Below are 16,803 nucleotides of genomic sequence, written 5' to 3'. Positions count from 1 at the left end.
TTGCTCGCACCCGCCCCGTCCCTTACCGTTCTCTGATTGCGCCTCACGCGCGCCTCGTTTCGGAGAACCCATGTCCGCAGTCGAATCGCCAACCCACGCTGACCACAGCATCGCCGATGCCGCACAACTCTTCGGCGACGATCCGCTGACGCGCCGCTTCGCTCCCGTCTTCGCCCGTATCGCGGAAGGCGCGGTCGAGCGCGAGCAACAGCGCGAACTCGCTTACGCGCCGGTGGAATGGCTGCGTGAAGCGGGCTACACGCGGCTGCGCGTGCCCAAAAAATACGGCGGCGAAGGCATCTCGCTCACGCAATTCTTCGCGCTGGTCACGCGTCTCGGCGAGGCGGACTCGAATCTGCCGCAAATCCTGCGCGTGCATGGCGGCTTTATCGAAGCGCTGCTGGAAAACGGCGACGAATCGCTGCGTGAGCGTTGGCTTACGCGGGTGGCGCAAGGTCAGATTGTCGGCGGCGCGGTGTCCGAGCGCACGGGCGTCACCAACAACAGCGTGCGTCTGACGCAGACCAATGGCGCATGGCATCTCGACGGCGAGAAGTACTACACCACCGGCACGCTGTACGCCGACTGGGTCGACGTCACCGCGCACGACGGTTCGAGCGACCTGCGCGTGCTCGTCGAATCCGACGCGCCGGGCCTCGAACGTATCGACGATTGGGACGGCTTCGGGCAGCGCCTCACCGGCAGCGGCACGGCGCGCTTCACGCAGGTGCCGGTCTCGCCCGATAACCTCTACCGCCGCTATAACGCCGCCGAACCGCGTCGCAACAGCCTGCTCACGGCTTACTATCAGGCGCTGCATGTCGCGAACCTCGCGGGCATCAGCCGCGCGGCGCTGCGCGATGCGGTCGCGTTCACGCAGACCAAAACCCGAACCTTCGGCGTGCCGGGCGCGTCGAGTCCGCGCGACAATCCGCTCGTGCAGCGCGTGGTCGGCCGGCTTGCGAGCCTCGCTTATTCGACGCAAAGCATCAGCACGTCGCTCGCGCGCGCCATCGATGAAGTCTCCGTCGCGCGCGAGGAAGGCCGTGCCGACGAACAGACTTACATTCACCTCGACATCCAGACTTTCCAGGCGCAGCAGATCGTCATCGAGCAGACCTTGCAAGCGGCGACGCTGCTGTTCGAAGTGGGCGGCGCATCGGCCACCAGCGAGACGCGCCGCTTCGATCGCTACTGGCGCAACGCGCGCGTGCTGGCGTCGCACAATCCGGCGATCATTCGCGAGGCCGCGATTGGTGACTTCTACCTGAATGGCAACGCGCATAACGAGCGCTTCGGAGTGGCGCGGCAGACGGAGATAGCGGCAGCGGCATAAACACGGCCAGCCGGCCGCCGGGTGCGGCTCGCCGCCTTCCTGTGGCACAGTGTCGTCAGGCGCATGCGCTAAGCTTGCGCAACCGAACTGCCCTGACGAGCGACATGAAGAACCTGCCTGCCTACGAGCCTCCGGTCGACGAAAACCAGCTTCTGCTGAAGTGGATTCGACGTGCGCGCGAATCCCAGATGAGCCACTACGACATGGCGGATCTGCTATCGGCGCGTGACCGCCAGGTCGGCTGGCTTGCCACCGCGTTGACCGCTTTCGTGGGAACGGCTGTGTTTGCGTCCCTGCACGCGTCCGCCGTCTCGCCGGAACTGAAGATTTTTATCGGCTTCGTGAGCGTGGCGGCCGCGGTCGCCTCCGCGCTGCAAACCTTCCTGCGCTACGCCGAACGCGCCGAGAAGCATCGCGCCGCCGGCGCGCGCTATGGCGCGGTGCGTCGCAGGCTCGAAGCGGTCTTTGCGGGCGACGCCGATGCGCGTGACGGCCACTATCTCACCGCGATCCGCGACGAACTCGACCGGCTCGCCGAAGACTCGCCCAACGTGCCGCCGCGCGTCTTTTATCGCACCCAACGCACGCTCTCCGCGGATACGCCGCGCAGCCGCGACGCGTGAGCCTCATTCGCCGGCCGTAAGATCCCCGGCATCAATACCCAGCTCCGCCGCCATACGGCGCACCACGGCCTGCAACCGGCTCACTTCGTCGGCAAGGCGCTTCTGTTCGGCCTTGACCGCCTCGAACGCGGACAGCGGCACGGCGTCGTCTTCGGCGCCTGGCTGCGCCAGCTCGCTCGCACTCACTTCGCCGCACAGTAAATGTGTCCAGCGGTTCTCGCGCTCGCCCGGCGTGCGCGCGAGTTTCACGACCCGTGGCGGGTCGTTGGCCGCGAGTTCGTCGAGAAACGCCTCGACCGACGAGATATCGGCAAAGCCATGCAGACGCGCGCTATTGAGCCGCAATTCGGCGGCGGTTTGCGGGCCGCGCAGCAGCAAGGTGGTGAGCAGCGCCGCCGACTGGCTCGGCAAACCCAGCACGCGATTCATGTTGTGTTCGAAGCGCGGCACGCGGCTGCTGCTGCCCTCCATCACGAGGCTCAACCGTTTCAAGCCGTCGACGGCGGTCAGCACCTCGGCTTCGGTGGCGTTCATGACCGGCGCGCGGCCGGTCTTCTGATTGCAGCCCAAGGTCAGCGCGTTGAGCGAAAGCGGATAGCTGTCCGGCACCGTGTGCTGCTTTTCGACGAGCACGCCGAGTACGCGTCCTTCAAGCAGGGTCAACGCGCGGATCGAAGGGCGGGAAGAAGTGTCGGGAGTGGAATTCATGGATGATGTCGCGGCATGAGCCGCCGGGTCTCGTGGATGTTGCCTTACCGTTGCACAGCCGGGCGGCGCTTTCTGGTTGGTGGGCACTATGATAAACGGCCACGGCCGCGAAGGTGTACCCATCTCCGCCACGGCCGGGCGCGCACGCGGCCGTCTGGCACGTGGCGTGCTGTCACAGAACATCCTTTGCTAATGGAGTCGATCAATGCCCCTACGCCGTCAACCGGTCCTGCGCCTGAGCGCCATTTCACTCGTGGTCGGCGCAGTCTGCCTGCTTGGCGCGTGCGCGCTCAGCCCGGCCGGCAAGAGCGGCAACGCGCACGTGCCCGAGCCCGCGAAGCCCGTGGACCTGAGCCGCTATCTCGGCCGATGGTATGAACTGGCGCGCTATGAAAACCGCTTTGAGCGCGATTGCGAAGCCGTCACCGCTGAGTACGCCACGCGCGACGACGGCCTGATCGACGTGGTCAACAGTTGCCACCAAGGCGCGGTGAACGGTCCGCTGGACGTCGCGAAGGGGCGCGCGAAGGTGGTCGCCGACTCGGGCAATGCCAAGCTGAAAGTGTCGTTCTTCGGCCCGTTCTTCTTCGGCGACTACTGGGTGCTGGATCACGCGGACGACTATAGCTGGTCGATCGTCGGCGAGCCGAGCGGACGTTATCTGTGGATCCTGACGCGTGAGGCCACGCCGGCTACGAGCGTGAAAGACGCGCTGATCGAGCGGGTTCGCGCGCTGGGTTACGACACGTCGATGCTGCGTATGACGAGGCACGAGTAAGTCGCGCTCCTGGCCGGCTATCGGACGGTTGGTCCGCGTCAGCCGGACAGATCCGATTTTTGTCCTCATTGACCGATTTCCATATTCGAGATATTTTCCCGAATATGGAAACCCCACTCTCCGACGACAACGCCATCGACCGCCGTATCGCCCAGCGGCTGCGGGCGCTGCGCGCCGAGCGCAACTGGTCGCTCGACGATCTTGCGAAACTGAGCGGCGTGAGCCGCGCAACCCTCTCGCGCCTCGAAAACGCCGCCGTCAGCCCCACGGCGAGCGTGCTCGGCAAACTCTGCGTGGCTTACGGCCTGCCCATGTCGCGCCTCATGCACATGGTCGAGGAAGATTTCGCGCCGCTCGTGCCGCGCGACGCCCAGCCGCTCTGGACCGACGCCAGCATCGGCTTCCGGCGGCGTTCCGTGTCGCCACCCGCGCAGGCGTTGAGCGGCGAGGCGCTGGAATGCGAACTCGACGCCGGCGTGCGCATTACCTACGACGCGTCGCCGCGGCCCGGCCTCGAACATCATCTGATCCTGCTGGAAGGGCAGTTGCAGATCACCGTGGACGGCCAGCGCCACGACCTGCAACCCGGCGACTGCCTGCGCTACCAACTGTTCGGCCCCAGCGCTTTCGTGACGCCCGCGCACAGCGCGGCCCGCTATCTTCTGTTCATCGTGTGAGCCAGCATGAGCGCGACCACCCTCACCCCTTTCTCCGCCGACGACCTCGTGCGTCATCTCCCTGAACTCGGCGCGCTGCTGGGCGCCTGCGTGCATGACGGGGCCAGCGTCGGCTTCGTGATGCCGTGTGGCGCCGACGAGTGCGAGGCGTTCTGGCGCATCAAAGTGCTGCCTTCGTTGCGTGCCGGCGGCCTCGTGCTGCTGGTCGCGCGTCAGGGCGAAGCGATTGCGGGCACCGTGCAACTGGATTACGACACGATGCCGAATCAGCGGCATCGCGCCGAGGTGCGCAAACTGCTGGTCCATCCGGCGTTCCGCCGTCAGGGCATTGCGCGGGCGCTGATGACGGAACTCGAACGCCATGCGCATGGATTGCAGCGCAGCCTGCTCACGCTCGACACCCGCACCGGCGACCACGCCGAGCCGCTCTATACCGCACTGGGTTATCGGACAGCAGGTGTGATCCCGGGATACGCGCGTGGCACGCACACCCATGAGTTCGACTCGACCACCATCATGTACAAGGCGCTATGAGCGAAGCGCGGGCCCGGCCTGTGCGCCTCACGCGGTCTTCGAATATTTGAACGTGCCCTGCGCGCTGGCGATCAGCAGCTTGCCGTCCACCCACGCCTCGCTGCGCGAGAAAAAAATCGAGCGGCCCGCACGCTCCAGAAAACCCTTGGCGGTGACCAGTTCACCGAGTCCCTTGTCGAGATAGTTGGTGGTCAGCGACAGCGTGAACGCATGCCGCGCCGGGTCGCCGCTCGGCGCGAAGATTCCCGCATAACCCGCCGACGCATCGAGCAGCGTCGCGATCGCGCCGCCTTGCAGCACGCCCTGGCGATTGAGCTTGCTGGCATCGATCGGCATGACCAGTTCCGCGTAACCGTCGCGCCATTGCGTCAGGCGAACGCCGAGCGATTCGAGAAACGGGTTGTCGATGGGAAAGTCGGACATGAGCATGCCTTTGTGTTCGAGATGAAAAATGCAAGGCGCGCTCAACGGCGCGAATCGAGCGCAATGCGGACCGCAAGTCCGGCGAGCACGGTGCCCATCAACCAGCGCTGCAGCAGCAGCCACACCGGCCGCCCGGCGAGAAACACGGCAATCGAGCCCGCCATGCTCGCGATCAGCGCATTGACCGTTACGCTGATGACGATCTGCACGCAGCCGAGCGCGATCGACTGCGCGAGCACGCTGCCGTGCCCCGGCGAAATGAACTGCGGCAGCAGCGACAGGTACATCACCGCGATCTTCGGATTCGCGAGGTTGGTGACGAGTCCCATGGTGAAGAGCTTGCTGCGGCTGTCGTGCGGCAGGTCGCGCACCTGGAACGGCGAACGGCCGCCCGGTTTGACCGCTTGCCAGGCCAGATACAACAGATAGAGCGCGCCGCCGAAACGCAATGCGTCGTACGCGTAGGGCACCGTCAGCAGCAGCGCGGTAATGCCGAACGCCGCGCAGAACATATAGAACACGTAGCCGAGCGCCACGCCGCCAAGAGAAACGAGGCCCGCGCGACGCCCCTGACAGAGCGATCGCGAGATCAGGTAGATCATGTTCGGCCCAGGCGTGAGCACCATGCCGAGCGAGACCAGACCGAAGGCGAGCAGCGTTGTGAGGGCGGGCACGGCATTCTCCTTGGCGAATGAAAGTCGGACAGTGCCGCCAAATATAGCCGATGCCGCCGATTTCAGCGTCGCGGCCGGCTTGAGAAATTCGCATTGGCGTATGAGCCGCATTCATGTTCAATTGCGGCGCTTCTGGCCACTTCTTGTGCGGTGACTCGCACGAAACACTTGCGGCGAATTATTTTGAACGGTATCGTCGAGCCGTTCTGCAATGCAGCGCGGGAGAGATCGTCAGAAATTCGGACGACGCCGACGGAGCAACCGCCCCGGAAACTCTCAGGCAAAAGGACCGCGCAGCAGGAACATCTGGAGAGCGGCGCACCGGCATACCGCGTGCGCCCACCGAAGGGGATTCTCCGCGCACGGCTCATCACTCATGACGGGCCGGCCGCCGCGGGGAAGAAACTCTCAGGTACATGGACAGATGGGGCATCGACGCCGGTTTCGACATGAAATCGACACCGGTGATGCTCAACTACTCTGGACCATGACATGTCACGAATCGCCATTATCGGCGCCGGCATTACCGGCGTCACGACCGCTCACGCCCTCGCCCAGCGCGGCCACCACGTCACCGTTTTCGAACGCCACCGCTATGCGGCGATGGAGACCTCGTTCGCCAACGGCGGGCAGTTGTCCGCCAGCAATGCCGAAGTCTGGAACAGCGCGGCCACCGTCATGAAAGGCCTGCGCTGGATGCTCACGCGCGACGCCCCGCTGTTGCTCAATCCCACACCCACCTGGCACAAGTACTCGTGGATGGGCGAATTCCTGCGGCAGATTCCGCACTATCGGGCGAACACCGTCGAAACCGTGCGGCTCGCGATCGCCGCGCGCGAGCATCTGTTTTCGATTGCCGAAACCGAAGGCATCGACTTCGATCTCGAACGGCGCGGCATTCTGCATATCTACAAGACGCGCAAGGAATTCGACGCCGCCAGCAAGGTCAACGCATTGCTGCGCGAAGGCGGCCTCGAGCGCAGCCCGGTGACGGCGAGCGAGCTGCATGGCATCGAACCCACGTTGCACGGCGATTTTTACGGTGGATTCTTCACGCCGTCCGATTCGACCGGCGATATTCACAAGTTCACGCGCGGCCTTGCTCAGGCGTGCGTGCGGCACGGCGTCGAATTTCATTACGATGCCGAGATCACCTCGATCGAGCAGCCTGCCGAGGGCCGTTTTACACTGGCGGTCAATCTCGAAGGCGAATCGCAGCGCTTTGCGTTCGAACGGATCGTCGTCTGCGCCGGGGTGAAGAGCCGCGATTTTGCAGCCATGCTCGGCGACCACGTGAATATCTATCCGGTGAAGGGCTATTCGATCACTGTTTGTCTCGATGACGAAATCAGCCAGCAGCGCGCCCCCTGGGTGAGCCTGCTCGACGACAGCGCGAAGATCGTGACGAGCCGCCTGGGCGTGGATCGCTTTCGCGTGGCCGGCACGGCGGAGATCAACGGCTTCAACCGGGATATCCGTTCGGACCGGATTGCACCGCTAGTGGACTGGACGCGGCGGTATTTCCCTGAGGTATCGACCTCGCGCGTGATTCCGTGGGCGGGCTTGCGGCCGATGCTGCCGAGCATGCTGCCCAAGGTGGGCCGTGGAAAACGGCGTGGCGTGTTCTACAACACCGGGCACGGACATTTGGGCTGGACCTTGTCGGCCGCAACCGCGCAGGCACTCGCGGGCGCGATTCAGTAGGCGTGATGCGGCGGTTTCGCTAACGGCGGTGGCTCGCCATCACAGCCGTCGCCAGATTTGAACTCCCCGTGCTGCTGGAGTTTGGGCGGCGGCTGTGGCGCGAGACCGCAGCCGTCAGCCAATGGCAGATGCTCCATTTCTGCTAGTGTTCTTCCATCCGTGTTACTTCGGTGGAGAACCCATGCCGCACGCCCGCACCGCAAAAACCAAGGCACACAACACACGCCTGAGCGACGCACAGATCGCCATGGAAGCGACGCGGCGTCTCGCCTGGGACGCCGCGGTTCCCGACCATGCCGTGAAGGTCCAAGTCTCGCGCGGCCGTATCACGCTGCATGGCGAGTTGCAGCGCGACCAGCAACGCACCGCTGCACTCGAAGACGTGACGCGCCTGTTCGGCGTAACGGGCGTTCTGGATCACACCGTCATCAAGCCCGAATGAAGTCAGCCCTTGATTGCCTGACGTAACAGCGCGCGGCAATGCCGCGCGATCTGCTTTTCCTCCTCGGTGTGAATCGCCTGCACCTTGCCCGCCGGATCGCCTTCGGTTAGTCCCATGAAAGCCAGTCCGTCGCAGACGCGCGTGCGAATCGCCTCGCTGTGCTCGCCAATGCCGCCGGTAAACACCAGCAAATCGATTCCGCCCAGCAACGCCGCATAGCCGCCGATCGTCTTGCGCACCGCAGTGGCAAAGGCATCGATCGCGAGCGACGCATTCGCATCGCCCGCCGCAGCGCGTTTTTCCAACGCCTGCATATCGCTCTCGCCATCCGCGTAGCCGGCAAGACCGCTTTCGCGATTGAGCAGCGTCTCCAATGCGCCGGCATCGAGCTTCTCCACGCGCATCAGATACAGCAGCACACCCGGGTCGAGATCGCCGCTGCGTGTGCCCATCGGCACGCCGCCGGTCGGTGTCAGTCCCATCGACGTATCGATCGACTGGCCGTCGCGCAACGCGCACACGCTCGAACCGTTGCCGAGATGCGCGAACACCGCGCGCGCCGGCAAGTCGGCGCCGAGCCGCGTCACCAGTGACTCATAAGACAGCCCATGAAAACCGTAGCGCATCACGCCGGCCTCCACATAACGGTGCGGCAACGCGAGTTGTGCCGCGCGCGGCGGCAGTGTGGCGTGAAACGCCGTATCGAAACAGGCGAAATGCGGTGCATCGTCGAAAATTTTCTCGGCCTCGTCGATCAACGCAAGTGCCGGGGGAATGTGCAGCGGCGCAAAGTGCACGGCGTCCTGCAATTGACGCCGCACGTCGGCGCTAATCCGCTGATGCATGCGCAAATGCGGTCCGCCATGCACCACCCGATGCCCGACCGCCGAAGGCCGCGCATGATGCTGTTGCGCAAGCACCTGCGCGAGCTTTTGCAGCGCGTCGGTCTGCGATTCCAGTTCGTGCTCCTGCTGCAGCAGTACACGGCCGTCGGGCGCCTTGATCCGCAAACTGCCGTCGCTGCGTCCAATGCCTTCCGCGCTGCCTTCCAGCAGGAGCGATTCGTCGCCACCGGCGTACCGGAACAAGCCGAACTTCAGCGAGGACGAACCGCTGTTCAACACCAGAATCGTTTGATCGTCAACACCGTCTGGAGTGCGCATGGTCATGCCTCGCTCAGCCTTTCCACGTCCAGTTGCGGATCTCTTCCCGGTCGATGCCCTCGGCATGCGCATACGCCAGATGTTCGATGATCTGGCCACGCAACCATTCCTTCGCATGGTCGCCGACACCGCGCAGTTTCGGCACGCGATCGATCACGTCGATCGCGAGCGAAAAGCGGTCGACCTGGTTGATGATCGCCAGTTCGAGCGGCGTGTTGATGTTGCCCTTCTCGTGATAGCCATGCACATGCAGGTTGTGGTGGTTCGTGCGGTTATAAGTCAGCTTGTGAACCAGCGACGCATACGAGTGGAAATTGAAAATCACCGGTTTGGTGGCGGTAAACAACGAATCGAAATCGCGGTCGGACAAACCGTGCGGATGCGCGTGCTCCGGCATCAACCGGAACAGATCGACCACGTTGACAAAGCGGATCTTCAGGTCGGTGAACTGCTCCTTCAGAATCTGCACGGCGGCGAGCGCCTCCATGGTCGCGATGTCGCCCGCGCAGGCCATCACCACGTCGGGCTCGACGCCCTGATCCGTCGACGCCCAGTCCCAGATGCCGATACCCTTGGTGCAATGCGTGACCGCCGCGTCCATGTCGAGATACTGCAAATGCGGCTGCTTGTCGGCGACGATCACGTTGACGTAATCGCGCGAACGCAAGCAATGATCGGCGACGCTTAACAGGCAGTTCGCGTCAGGCGGCAGATAGATACGCACCACGTCCGGGCTCTTGTTCGTAACGACATCGAGAAAACCGGGGTCCTGGTGCGTAAAGCCGTTGTGATCCTGCCGCCACACGAGCGAGGTGATCAGCAGGTTGATCGACGGCACCGGCTGGCGCCAGCCGAGATCGCGTTTCGCCTTCTCCAGCCACTTGGCGTGCTGGTTGAACATGGAATCGATCACGTGCACGAACGCTTCGTAGGTGGCGAACAGGCCGTGCCGGCCGGTCAGCACATAGCCTTCGAACCAGCCTTCGAGCGTGTGTTCGCTGAGCATTTCCATCACGCGGCCGTCCACCGAGAGTTCGCCGCCGTCCGCGTCGCTCGGGACGGTCTGCGCGAGCCAGGTTTTCGCGGACGCTTCATAGATCGCGGTCAGCTTGTTGCTCGCGGTTTCGTCGGGGCCGAACACACGAAAGTTTGTCATGTTCCGGCGCATCACTTCGCACAGGAACTTGCCGAGCACCTCGGTCGGCGATAGATACGAGCCACCCGGTTTCTTCACCGCGGCCGCGAAATCGCGAAACGCCGGCATGTCGAGCGTCTTGCATAACAGGCCGCCGTTCGCATGCGGATTCGCGCTGATGCGGCGCGCGCCCTTCGGGGCGAGCTCGCGCAACTCCGGCACGAGGCGCCCTGCTTCGTCGAACAGCGACTCGGGCTCGTAACTGCGCAACCAGCTTTCCACCAGCTTCAGACTCTTGCCATTGGTCACCGGATCGAGCACGGGCACCTGATGCGCGCGCCATGAGCCTTCCACCTTGTGGCCGTCGACTTCCTTCGGGCCGGTCCAGCCTTTGGGCGAACGCAGCACGATCATCGGCCAGCGTGGCCGCGACGCGTCGTTGCTCTCGCGCGCATGCTGCTGGATCGCGCGGATTTCTCCGATGCACTGTTCGAGCGTCGCCGCCATCTGTTGATGCATGACGGCGGGATCGTCGCCTTCGACGAAATACGGCTTGTGGCCGTAGCCGGTCAGCAAGGCTTCCAGTTCTTCGCGGGGAATGCGCGCGAGAATGGTCGGATTGGCGATCTTGTAGCCGTTCAGATGCAGCACCGGCAACACCGCGCCGTCACGGATCGGATTGAGGAATTTGTTCGAGTGCCACGAGGTGGCGAGCGGTCCGGTTTCGGCTTCGCCGTCGCCGATCATGACGGTGACGATCAGATCGGGGTTGTCGAACGCGGCGCCATAGCCGTGCGAGAGGCTATAGCCGAGTTCGCCGCCTTCGTGGATCGAGCCGGGCGTCTCGGGCGTGCAATGCGAGCCGATGCCGCCAGGAAACGAGAACTGCCGGAAAAAGCGCTGCATGCCGGCTTCGTCTTCGCTGCGGTCCGGATAGATTTCCGAGTAATGCCCTTCCAGATAGCAATGCGCGAGCGTGGCCGGCGCACCGTGACCGGGACCCGCCACGTAGATGACATTCAGATCGAGCTTCCTGATCAGCCGGTTAAGATGCACCAACAGGAAACTCTGCCCCGGGTCCGAACCCCAATGGCCCAGCAAACGGTTCTTGATGTGTTCGGGCTTCAGCGGTTCGCGCAGCAGCGGATTGTCGCGCAGATAGATCATGCCGGCCGAGAGGTAGTTGCAGGCGCGCCAGTAGCGATCCATGTTGCGCAACGTATCGGCGTCTAGAACTTGCGGCGGTGTAGGACGGGAAGTTGCTTCAGCCACGGCGTCACTCCTTGAAAAGGACGGTCAGGCGGGTTAGCGGGTGCGGCGGCGGTGATGGTCGTGATGCGGCGGGCGCGCAGAAATCAGCGCACCCGGCCATCCTGTCACGCAGATGACATAACGAAAGCGTAGAGGCCAAACCTCATTGCAGCGGGAATCCATGCCGCTTTTCAGGCGGCGAGCCCGTTCACGTCACGCAGTGTGACAGGAAGCGCGCGGCATGGTTCGATGCAATCGCCTCCGGTTTGAGCCAACTACATGTCCGCAATATCGCAGGCACTCAGCATCACGCCGCTTACGCCAGACGTAAGCGCATATTAAGGGAATGCGTTTATCCTCGTGATCTTGTACGCACGGCGGCGGAGCGCATCTGCGCATCCCGCTTTGCCGACCCTCCTTACCTGACCACTCGATCATGCCGACACCCAGCCGCTGGAAAGCACCGTTGATCCTCGTTATCACATTCGTGCTGCTGTTCGCGGGTGTCGCTGTTCTGATCGGTGTGTTCGGCTTGCTGGTCAAGCTGTTCGGGCACGGCTGAGCGCTGCGGCGCTGACGCGGGCGTGGCCGGCCCAAGATGTGTATCCTGAGAGAATCTTGCCGGCGCCATCTCATGCATACTCGTGCGTATTCATGCGTTCGCGAGACTTGCGGCGCCCGGCTTACTGCAAGGAGATGCCATTGACGGACCACGCTGATACTTCCCCGCCCGCCGGCCAGCCGATCGACCCGGAATTGCTCGAACTGGCGCAGCAGGTCTTCGACCTCGCGCGGCGCGGCGATGCCGCGATGCTCGCGGCGGTGATCGAAAAAGGCGTACCGCCGAATTTGCGTAACGACAAGGGCGACAGCCTCGTCATGCTGGCCAGTTACCACGGTCACGTCGAAGCCGTGCGCACGCTGCTCGAACGCGGCGCCGATCCGAACCTGCGCAACGACAACGGGCAGACGCCGATAGCAGGCGCGGCTTTCAAGGGCTTCGACACGGTGATCGAAACCTTGCTCGCGCATGGTGCGGATGTGGAAGGCGCGTCGCCGGACGGACGCACCGCGTTGATGATCGCCGCGATGTTCAATCGCACGGCGATCATGGAATTGCTGATTGCGCACGGCGCTGATCCGAAAGCGCGCGATGCGAATGGCGTAACGGCCATGGACGCAGCCGGCCGTATGGGCGCCGGCGATGCGCAAGCGCGTTTGAAGGAGCTTGGTTCCTGAGACGCAGCGCGTTTGAAGGAACTTGGCTCTTGAACCGCGGTGAGGCTTGAAGAAACTCGGTTCTTGCGCTGGAGCGGCGTTGGCTTGCGGCGCTTGTTACATCTCTGTGAGCGGGAATGATCCACGCAGACTCGCAAGCGCCGCGAAAGACCTAGCCTTTCTCCGCCAACAGCCACTCCACGTCGATATCCACCAGCTCTCCGATTCGCTCGACGGTCACATCCGCCGGCGGATTGCTGGCGATCTCTTTCGGGTCGAACGCATAGTGCCCCTGGCGGGGAAACACCGTCGTCAGTTTCGCGCCCCACGCCCTTTTCATGGCTGCCAGAATCCGCAGCTTGTCGTCGACCATCACATAGTGGCGGGCGGGATAACACTCCATCACCTGATCGAGCATCAACTCTTTGTGGATGTAGATCAGCACCCGCCCTTCGACCTCATCCCATAGCCCGGAGCGTTCGATCTTGCGCGGCTGGAACACTACATCACCGTCGGAGAGGATAACCGTGGGACCGTGTGCGCTCAGGTGCCGCAGCACATTCAGCGCGCCCGGATACAGACGGCTCGCAAACGGATAGTCGATCAGGAACGAGGACATGAGCAGGAGCCGCGTGTCGCGCGGCCGCTCAAGGCGATAGCGCTGCAGCGCGCCCAGGTAGTCGGCGTAACCGAGTTCCGTGCGCAGCGTCTCGAAGATTTCCCAGTATCGCGCGGCGTTCTGCGCGCCGAACTCCCGCATCATGTGCGCGCGCAGATCGGCCAGCACAAGATCGTTGTCCAGCAGAGTGTTATCGCAATCGAACAGAAACACGACGTCGTGCGGCGTAGCAGTAGTGGCTTGCATCGCGGCTCCCTGGAATCAGCCTTTCGGCCCATCGGACGGCGTGGCCGCTTTCTCGACGTGGCCGCCGAAATCATGCCGCATTGCCGAGAGCACCCGGTTTGCAAAATCCGCTTCGCCGCGCGAACTGAAGCGCGCGAACAGCGCGGCGCTCAGCACCGGCGTGGGCACGCCTTCGTCGATGGCGGCAGCCACCGTCCAGCGCCCCTCGCCCGAATCGGATACGCGCCCTGCGTAGTTCTGCAGATCGGCGTCGCTGACCAGCGAGCCGGCGATCAGATCGAGCAGCCATGAACCGATCACGCTGCCGCGCCGCCAGACCTCGGTGACGTCGGCGAGATTCAGATCGTACTGGTACAACTCGGGACGGCGCAGCGGCGAGGTCTCGGCGTCGGCCTCGCGCGCGTGCTTGCCGGCGTCCGCGTGGCGCAGAATGTTCAGCCCCTCGGCGTAGGCGGCCATCAAGCCGTACTCGATGCCGTTGTGAACCATCTTGACAAAGTGCCCCGCGCCGTGCGGCCCGCAGTGCAGAAAGCCCTGCTCCGCGGTGCTCGCGCCGCTGACTCGGCCGGGCGTGGCCGGCGCGGCGCCCGCGCCCGGCGCGAGGGTCGAGAAAATCGGTTCGAGCCGCTTCACGACCTCCGGTTCGCCGCCGATCATCAGACAGTAGCCGCGCTCGCGGCCCGCCACGCCGCCACTCGTGCCGACGTCCACATAGTGAAGCTGGCGTTTGGCCAACTCAGCGCTACGGCGAATGTCGTCGTGATAGTAGGAATTACCGCCGTCGATCACGATGTCGCCGGGCTCCAGCAAAGGCACGAGTTTCTCCAGCGTCATATCGACCACCGCGGCCGGCACCATCAGCCATACGGCGCGGGGCTTCTCGAGTTGCGCGATCAGATCTTCCAGCGACGCCGCGCCCGCCACGCCGTCCTGTTTCAGCTTCTCCACCGCCGCCGGCTGCACGTCGTAAGCGATGCATTGCTGACCGCCCTTCGTCAGACGCCGCACCATGTCGGCGCCCATGCGTCCCAAACCAATCATGCCTAGCTGCATATCTCGCTCCGGAAAGTGCCTCGTTGCGCTGCTCGATTTGCTTCGTTGTACTGCGGCAATGTTTGTGATTTCGCTGCGTGTTCCAGTGGCGGCGCGAACGATCGCGCGCGACTACGCTTACTTTAGTTGTGTTTTCCTGCGTGCGCCAAACGCGCGGCGGCCGCGCGTTTGTCTCGTGCTGCGAAGCTGCGCCACCGTATGTATCGAAAGACGATACGCTTCTTTGCAGAGGCTTTGCGCGGCGTAAAGTTCCTGACATGAGTGGCTGCGCCGCATCCCGCTCGTGCAGGCTTCGATTCGGCTAACGGACCTCTTACACTTCGGCCTCGCAGGCGGGGACTCGAACGGGCTCGAGCGTCTATTGCCGCCTTGCCTGAAGTTTGCCGTATTGCGAACGCACAAAACGCTTCACGGCCTGCCACATCACCGGATAGCGATCGCCCGGCACGGCGAAGAGCACGAGCGCGCATAACGCCAGCAAGCCGCAGAACATAAACGTGCCGCGATAGCCGAACGCCTGCACCAGCAAACCGGACAACACGCCCGAGAGAATCGAGCCGACCCGCGCCGCGTTGAAGAAGAGCGCGGTGGCGCGGCCGGGCGCGTGCGGCATCAGATCCTGCACATACGTCATGCCCAGACACGAGGTCACCGCGACGACGAACGCGTTGAGCATCTGCATGGGAATCAGCACATGGACATTGCCCGCCAGTGCCATGCCGGCGAAATACACCGCGTGCACCGCAGCACACGCGCCGAGCCAGTTCGGCTTGTGCAACGCCGACGACTTCGCGCCGAGCGCGAGCATCATCGGAATCTCCATCAGGGCGCCGAGTCCGAGCATGATCGACACGTCCAGATGCGTGCCGTTCAGACCGTGCACGATATAGAGCGGCAGCACGATCATGGTGGCGTTCGCGGCAAGGCCGAGCAACGTGAGCGCGGCAACCGCGCGGCGGATGTCGTTGGCCGAGGCGACGCCGGGCAGGTCCTCGTGCGCGTCCTCGCCGGGTGCGGTGAGCGGCGGCACGGTAATCGAAGCGGAAGGTTCGGACGCCGTGTCTTCCACCGTGTGATCGCCCAGATGACCCTGCGGCTCCCGCATGCGCCAGACAATGGCCGCGCAGGCACCGAAACTGGCGGCGGCGAACAGAAACAGCCCGTAGAAGCTGCTGGCGGCGAGCACCAGCGCGCCCACCGACGGCCCGAACACCCACGCCGCCGAGAGAATGGTCCGCAAGGTCGCGCTGGCGAACACGCGCTCCGCCGGATCGGCCACCGGCAAGGCCGCGCGGCTGAACGAAAAGACCATGGAAATAGCCGAGCCGCCCGCGCCGATAAAGACGATCCCGACCACCAGCAGCAACCGGTAGTCACGCACGACGCATAAACACAGATAACCGAGCGCCGCCGCCACCAGCGCCGCCAGCAGCAAGGGTCGGTGCCGTCCGCTCGCGTCGCTCCAGCGGCCCGCGAAGGTGCTGGCGAGCACCCCGCTCGCCGCGATCAGCGTCATGAAGACGCCGAGCCTGAACGGCGTCATGCCCGCGCGCTCGACGCCGAACAGGGAAAGATAGGGAGCGGTGAACGACATCGCCACACCGAGCATCAGAGTCGCGGCGGCGAGCGGCTTGAAGCCGGGGATGCGTAGCAGGTCGAAAAAACGTGAGGTTTTCAACACGGGGGCGGAGGATCAGGGAAAGCGAGCCTGCCACGCGCTATGCGCGCCGCAAACTTCGTGGCCGGAACGACCGGGGCATTATCGGCTTAGCTTGCGGGCGCGTAAACCCGCGTCACCGCGTCCCAAAATTGCGAAGCACATTCGCCGGTCGCAGGCCGCACGATGCGGCACCGGTTACAGCACGACGTAGCCGCGCTTTTCCAGCGTCCAGCGGTGCCACTGATTGCCATAGAAGCCGCAGGCCATGCCGAACACCACCGACAGCGCCAATCCGATCAGGTCGGCGGTTTCGCCCCACAAGCCCGAGCAGAACAGCAGAAGATTGACTGCCAGCATGACGAACGCGGCAAACCACATTTTCTTCGACAACGCCCAGATGAAACCGAGCAGACACGCGCCCCAACTGAAGCCCGTGGCGACCGCGACGGTTTCGTCCTTGCCCGGGTACCGCAGATAAATCCTTTCGCCCATATCCTTTCCTGACCACGATGATTCGCCGCCGCCTCGCGGCCTCGACGATGTTTACCACGTCATGCCG

18 protein-coding genes and 1 riboswitch are annotated in these 16,803 nt (G+C 63.9%); of the genes, 9 read left to right on the top strand and 9 right to left on the bottom strand.

From position 1 onward, the window contains the following. The first annotated feature begins 70 nt into the window (after window positions 1–70). Together BLW71_RS36380 and BLW71_RS36375 are read left to right on the top strand one after the other, a co-directional pair. The gene (locus BLW71_RS36380; protein WP_091808342.1) at window positions 71–1,336 is read left to right on the top strand and encodes an acyl-CoA dehydrogenase family protein; all 1,266 of its coding nucleotides are present in this window, start codon (window positions 71–73) and stop codon (window positions 1,334–1,336) included. A 104-nt stretch (window positions 1,337–1,440) separates the two neighbouring features. Further along, complete coding sequence (locus BLW71_RS36375; RefSeq protein WP_091808339.1) at window positions 1,441–1,959, top strand: SLATT domain-containing protein; 519 nt, start codon at window positions 1,441–1,443, stop codon at window positions 1,957–1,959. Between the two features lie 3 nt (window positions 1,960–1,962). Here the strand turns inward: BLW71_RS36375 and BLW71_RS36370 are convergent, their stop codons facing one another. Further along, window positions 1,963–2,667, bottom strand: a complete 705-nt coding sequence (locus tag BLW71_RS36370; protein WP_091808336.1) for a YceH family protein — start codon at window positions 2,665–2,667, stop codon at window positions 1,963–1,965. 205 nt (window positions 2,668–2,872) lie between these two features. Here BLW71_RS36370 and BLW71_RS36365 point away from each other — a divergent pair, with 205 nt between their 5' ends. The 3 genes from BLW71_RS36365 (at window position 2,873) to BLW71_RS36355 (ending at window position 4,656) form a co-directional block, all read left to right on the top strand. Further along, window positions 2,873–3,445, top strand: a complete 573-nt coding sequence (locus tag BLW71_RS36365) for a lipocalin family protein (RefSeq protein WP_091808333.1) — start codon at window positions 2,873–2,875, stop codon at window positions 3,443–3,445. 104 nt (window positions 3,446–3,549) lie between these two features. Next, window positions 3,550–4,122 carry a helix-turn-helix domain-containing protein gene (locus BLW71_RS36360; protein WP_091808331.1) on the top strand — a complete coding sequence of 191 codons (573 nt, stop codon included), beginning with the start codon at window positions 3,550–3,552 and terminating at the stop codon, window positions 4,120–4,122. Window positions 4,123–4,128: 6 nt separating this feature from the next. Continuing rightward, window positions 4,129–4,656, top strand: a complete 528-nt coding sequence (locus tag BLW71_RS36355; RefSeq protein ID WP_091808328.1) for a GNAT family N-acetyltransferase — start codon at window positions 4,129–4,131, stop codon at window positions 4,654–4,656. Window positions 4,657–4,683: 27 nt separating this feature from the next. On the opposite strand, the gene BLW71_RS36350 is transcribed toward BLW71_RS36355, so the two are convergent. Next, window positions 4,684–5,079, bottom strand: coding sequence for a PaaI family thioesterase (locus BLW71_RS36350; RefSeq protein WP_091809312.1), 396 nt, complete (start codon window positions 5,077–5,079; stop codon window positions 4,684–4,686). A gap of 41 nt (window positions 5,080–5,120) precedes the next feature. Continuing rightward, entirely contained in the window at window positions 5,121–5,753 is a 633-nt protein-coding gene (locus BLW71_RS36345) for a LysE family translocator (RefSeq protein ID WP_091809310.1), read from the bottom strand. Window positions 5,754–5,962: 209 nt separating this feature from the next. Further along, window positions 5,963–6,055, top strand: a riboswitch (glycine riboswitch). A 190-nt stretch (window positions 6,056–6,245) separates the two neighbouring features. Here BLW71_RS36345 and BLW71_RS36340 point away from each other — a divergent pair. Both BLW71_RS36340 and BLW71_RS36335 read left to right on the top strand, forming a co-directional pair. Continuing rightward, window positions 6,246–7,457, top strand: a complete 1,212-nt coding sequence (locus BLW71_RS36340) for a D-amino acid dehydrogenase (RefSeq protein WP_091808326.1) — start codon at window positions 6,246–6,248, stop codon at window positions 7,455–7,457. 181 nt (window positions 7,458–7,638) lie between these two features. Then, window positions 7,639–7,899: a BON domain-containing protein gene (locus BLW71_RS36335; RefSeq protein ID WP_091808324.1), complete on the top strand. Its 261-nt coding sequence runs from the start codon at window positions 7,639–7,641 to the stop codon at window positions 7,897–7,899. A gap of 2 nt (window positions 7,900–7,901) precedes the next feature. On the opposite strand, the gene BLW71_RS36330 is transcribed toward BLW71_RS36335, so the two are convergent. Next, on the bottom strand, window positions 7,902–9,062 hold the full coding sequence (locus tag BLW71_RS36330; protein WP_091809307.1) for an acetate/propionate family kinase: 1,161 nt from the start codon (window positions 9,060–9,062) through the stop codon (window positions 7,902–7,904). 13 nt (window positions 9,063–9,075) lie between these two features. Beyond that, window positions 9,076–11,469 carry a phosphoketolase family protein gene (locus BLW71_RS36325; protein ID WP_091808322.1) on the bottom strand — a complete coding sequence of 798 codons (2,394 nt, stop codon included), beginning with the start codon at window positions 11,467–11,469 and terminating at the stop codon, window positions 9,076–9,078. A gap of 415 nt (window positions 11,470–11,884) precedes the next feature. On the opposite strand from BLW71_RS36325, the gene BLW71_RS42515 reads away from it, so the two are divergent. Next, window positions 11,885–12,010, top strand: coding sequence for a hypothetical protein (locus BLW71_RS42515; protein ID WP_286162203.1), 126 nt, complete (start codon window positions 11,885–11,887; stop codon window positions 12,008–12,010). Window positions 12,011–12,150: 140 nt separating this feature from the next. Next, the gene (locus BLW71_RS36320) at window positions 12,151–12,687 is read left to right on the top strand and encodes an ankyrin repeat domain-containing protein (RefSeq protein ID WP_177205172.1); all 537 of its coding nucleotides are present in this window, start codon (window positions 12,151–12,153) and stop codon (window positions 12,685–12,687) included. A gap of 151 nt (window positions 12,688–12,838) precedes the next feature. On the opposite strand, the gene BLW71_RS36315 is transcribed toward BLW71_RS36320, so the two are convergent. The 4 genes from BLW71_RS36315 to BLW71_RS36300 all read right to left on the bottom strand — a co-directional run bounded on the left by BLW71_RS36315 (window position 12,839) and on the right by BLW71_RS36300 (window position 16,736). Continuing rightward, window positions 12,839–13,531, bottom strand: coding sequence for an HAD family hydrolase (locus BLW71_RS36315; protein WP_091808317.1), 693 nt, complete (start codon window positions 13,529–13,531; stop codon window positions 12,839–12,841). Between the two features lie 15 nt (window positions 13,532–13,546). Then, window positions 13,547–14,644, bottom strand: coding sequence for a phosphogluconate dehydrogenase (NAD(+)-dependent, decarboxylating) (gene gnd, locus BLW71_RS36310; protein ID WP_286162239.1), 1,098 nt, complete (start codon window positions 14,642–14,644; stop codon window positions 13,547–13,549). Window positions 14,645–14,942: 298 nt separating this feature from the next. Next, window positions 14,943–16,265: a sugar efflux transporter gene (locus BLW71_RS36305; protein WP_091808312.1), complete on the bottom strand. Its 1,323-nt coding sequence runs from the start codon at window positions 16,263–16,265 to the stop codon at window positions 14,943–14,945. Window positions 16,266–16,439: 174 nt separating this feature from the next. Beyond that, on the bottom strand, window positions 16,440–16,736 hold the full coding sequence (locus BLW71_RS36300; RefSeq protein ID WP_091808309.1) for a DUF2628 domain-containing protein: 297 nt from the start codon (window positions 16,734–16,736) through the stop codon (window positions 16,440–16,442). Between the last annotated feature and the right edge of the window lie 67 nt (window positions 16,737–16,803).

Origin of the sequence: Burkholderia sp. WP9, assembly GCF_900104795.1 — a bacterium.
Taxonomy (GTDB): Bacteria; Pseudomonadota; Gammaproteobacteria; order Burkholderiales; family Burkholderiaceae; genus Paraburkholderia.
Note: the sequence above shows the minus strand (reverse complement) of the source record. Positions and strands in the feature narration are given on the sequence as shown.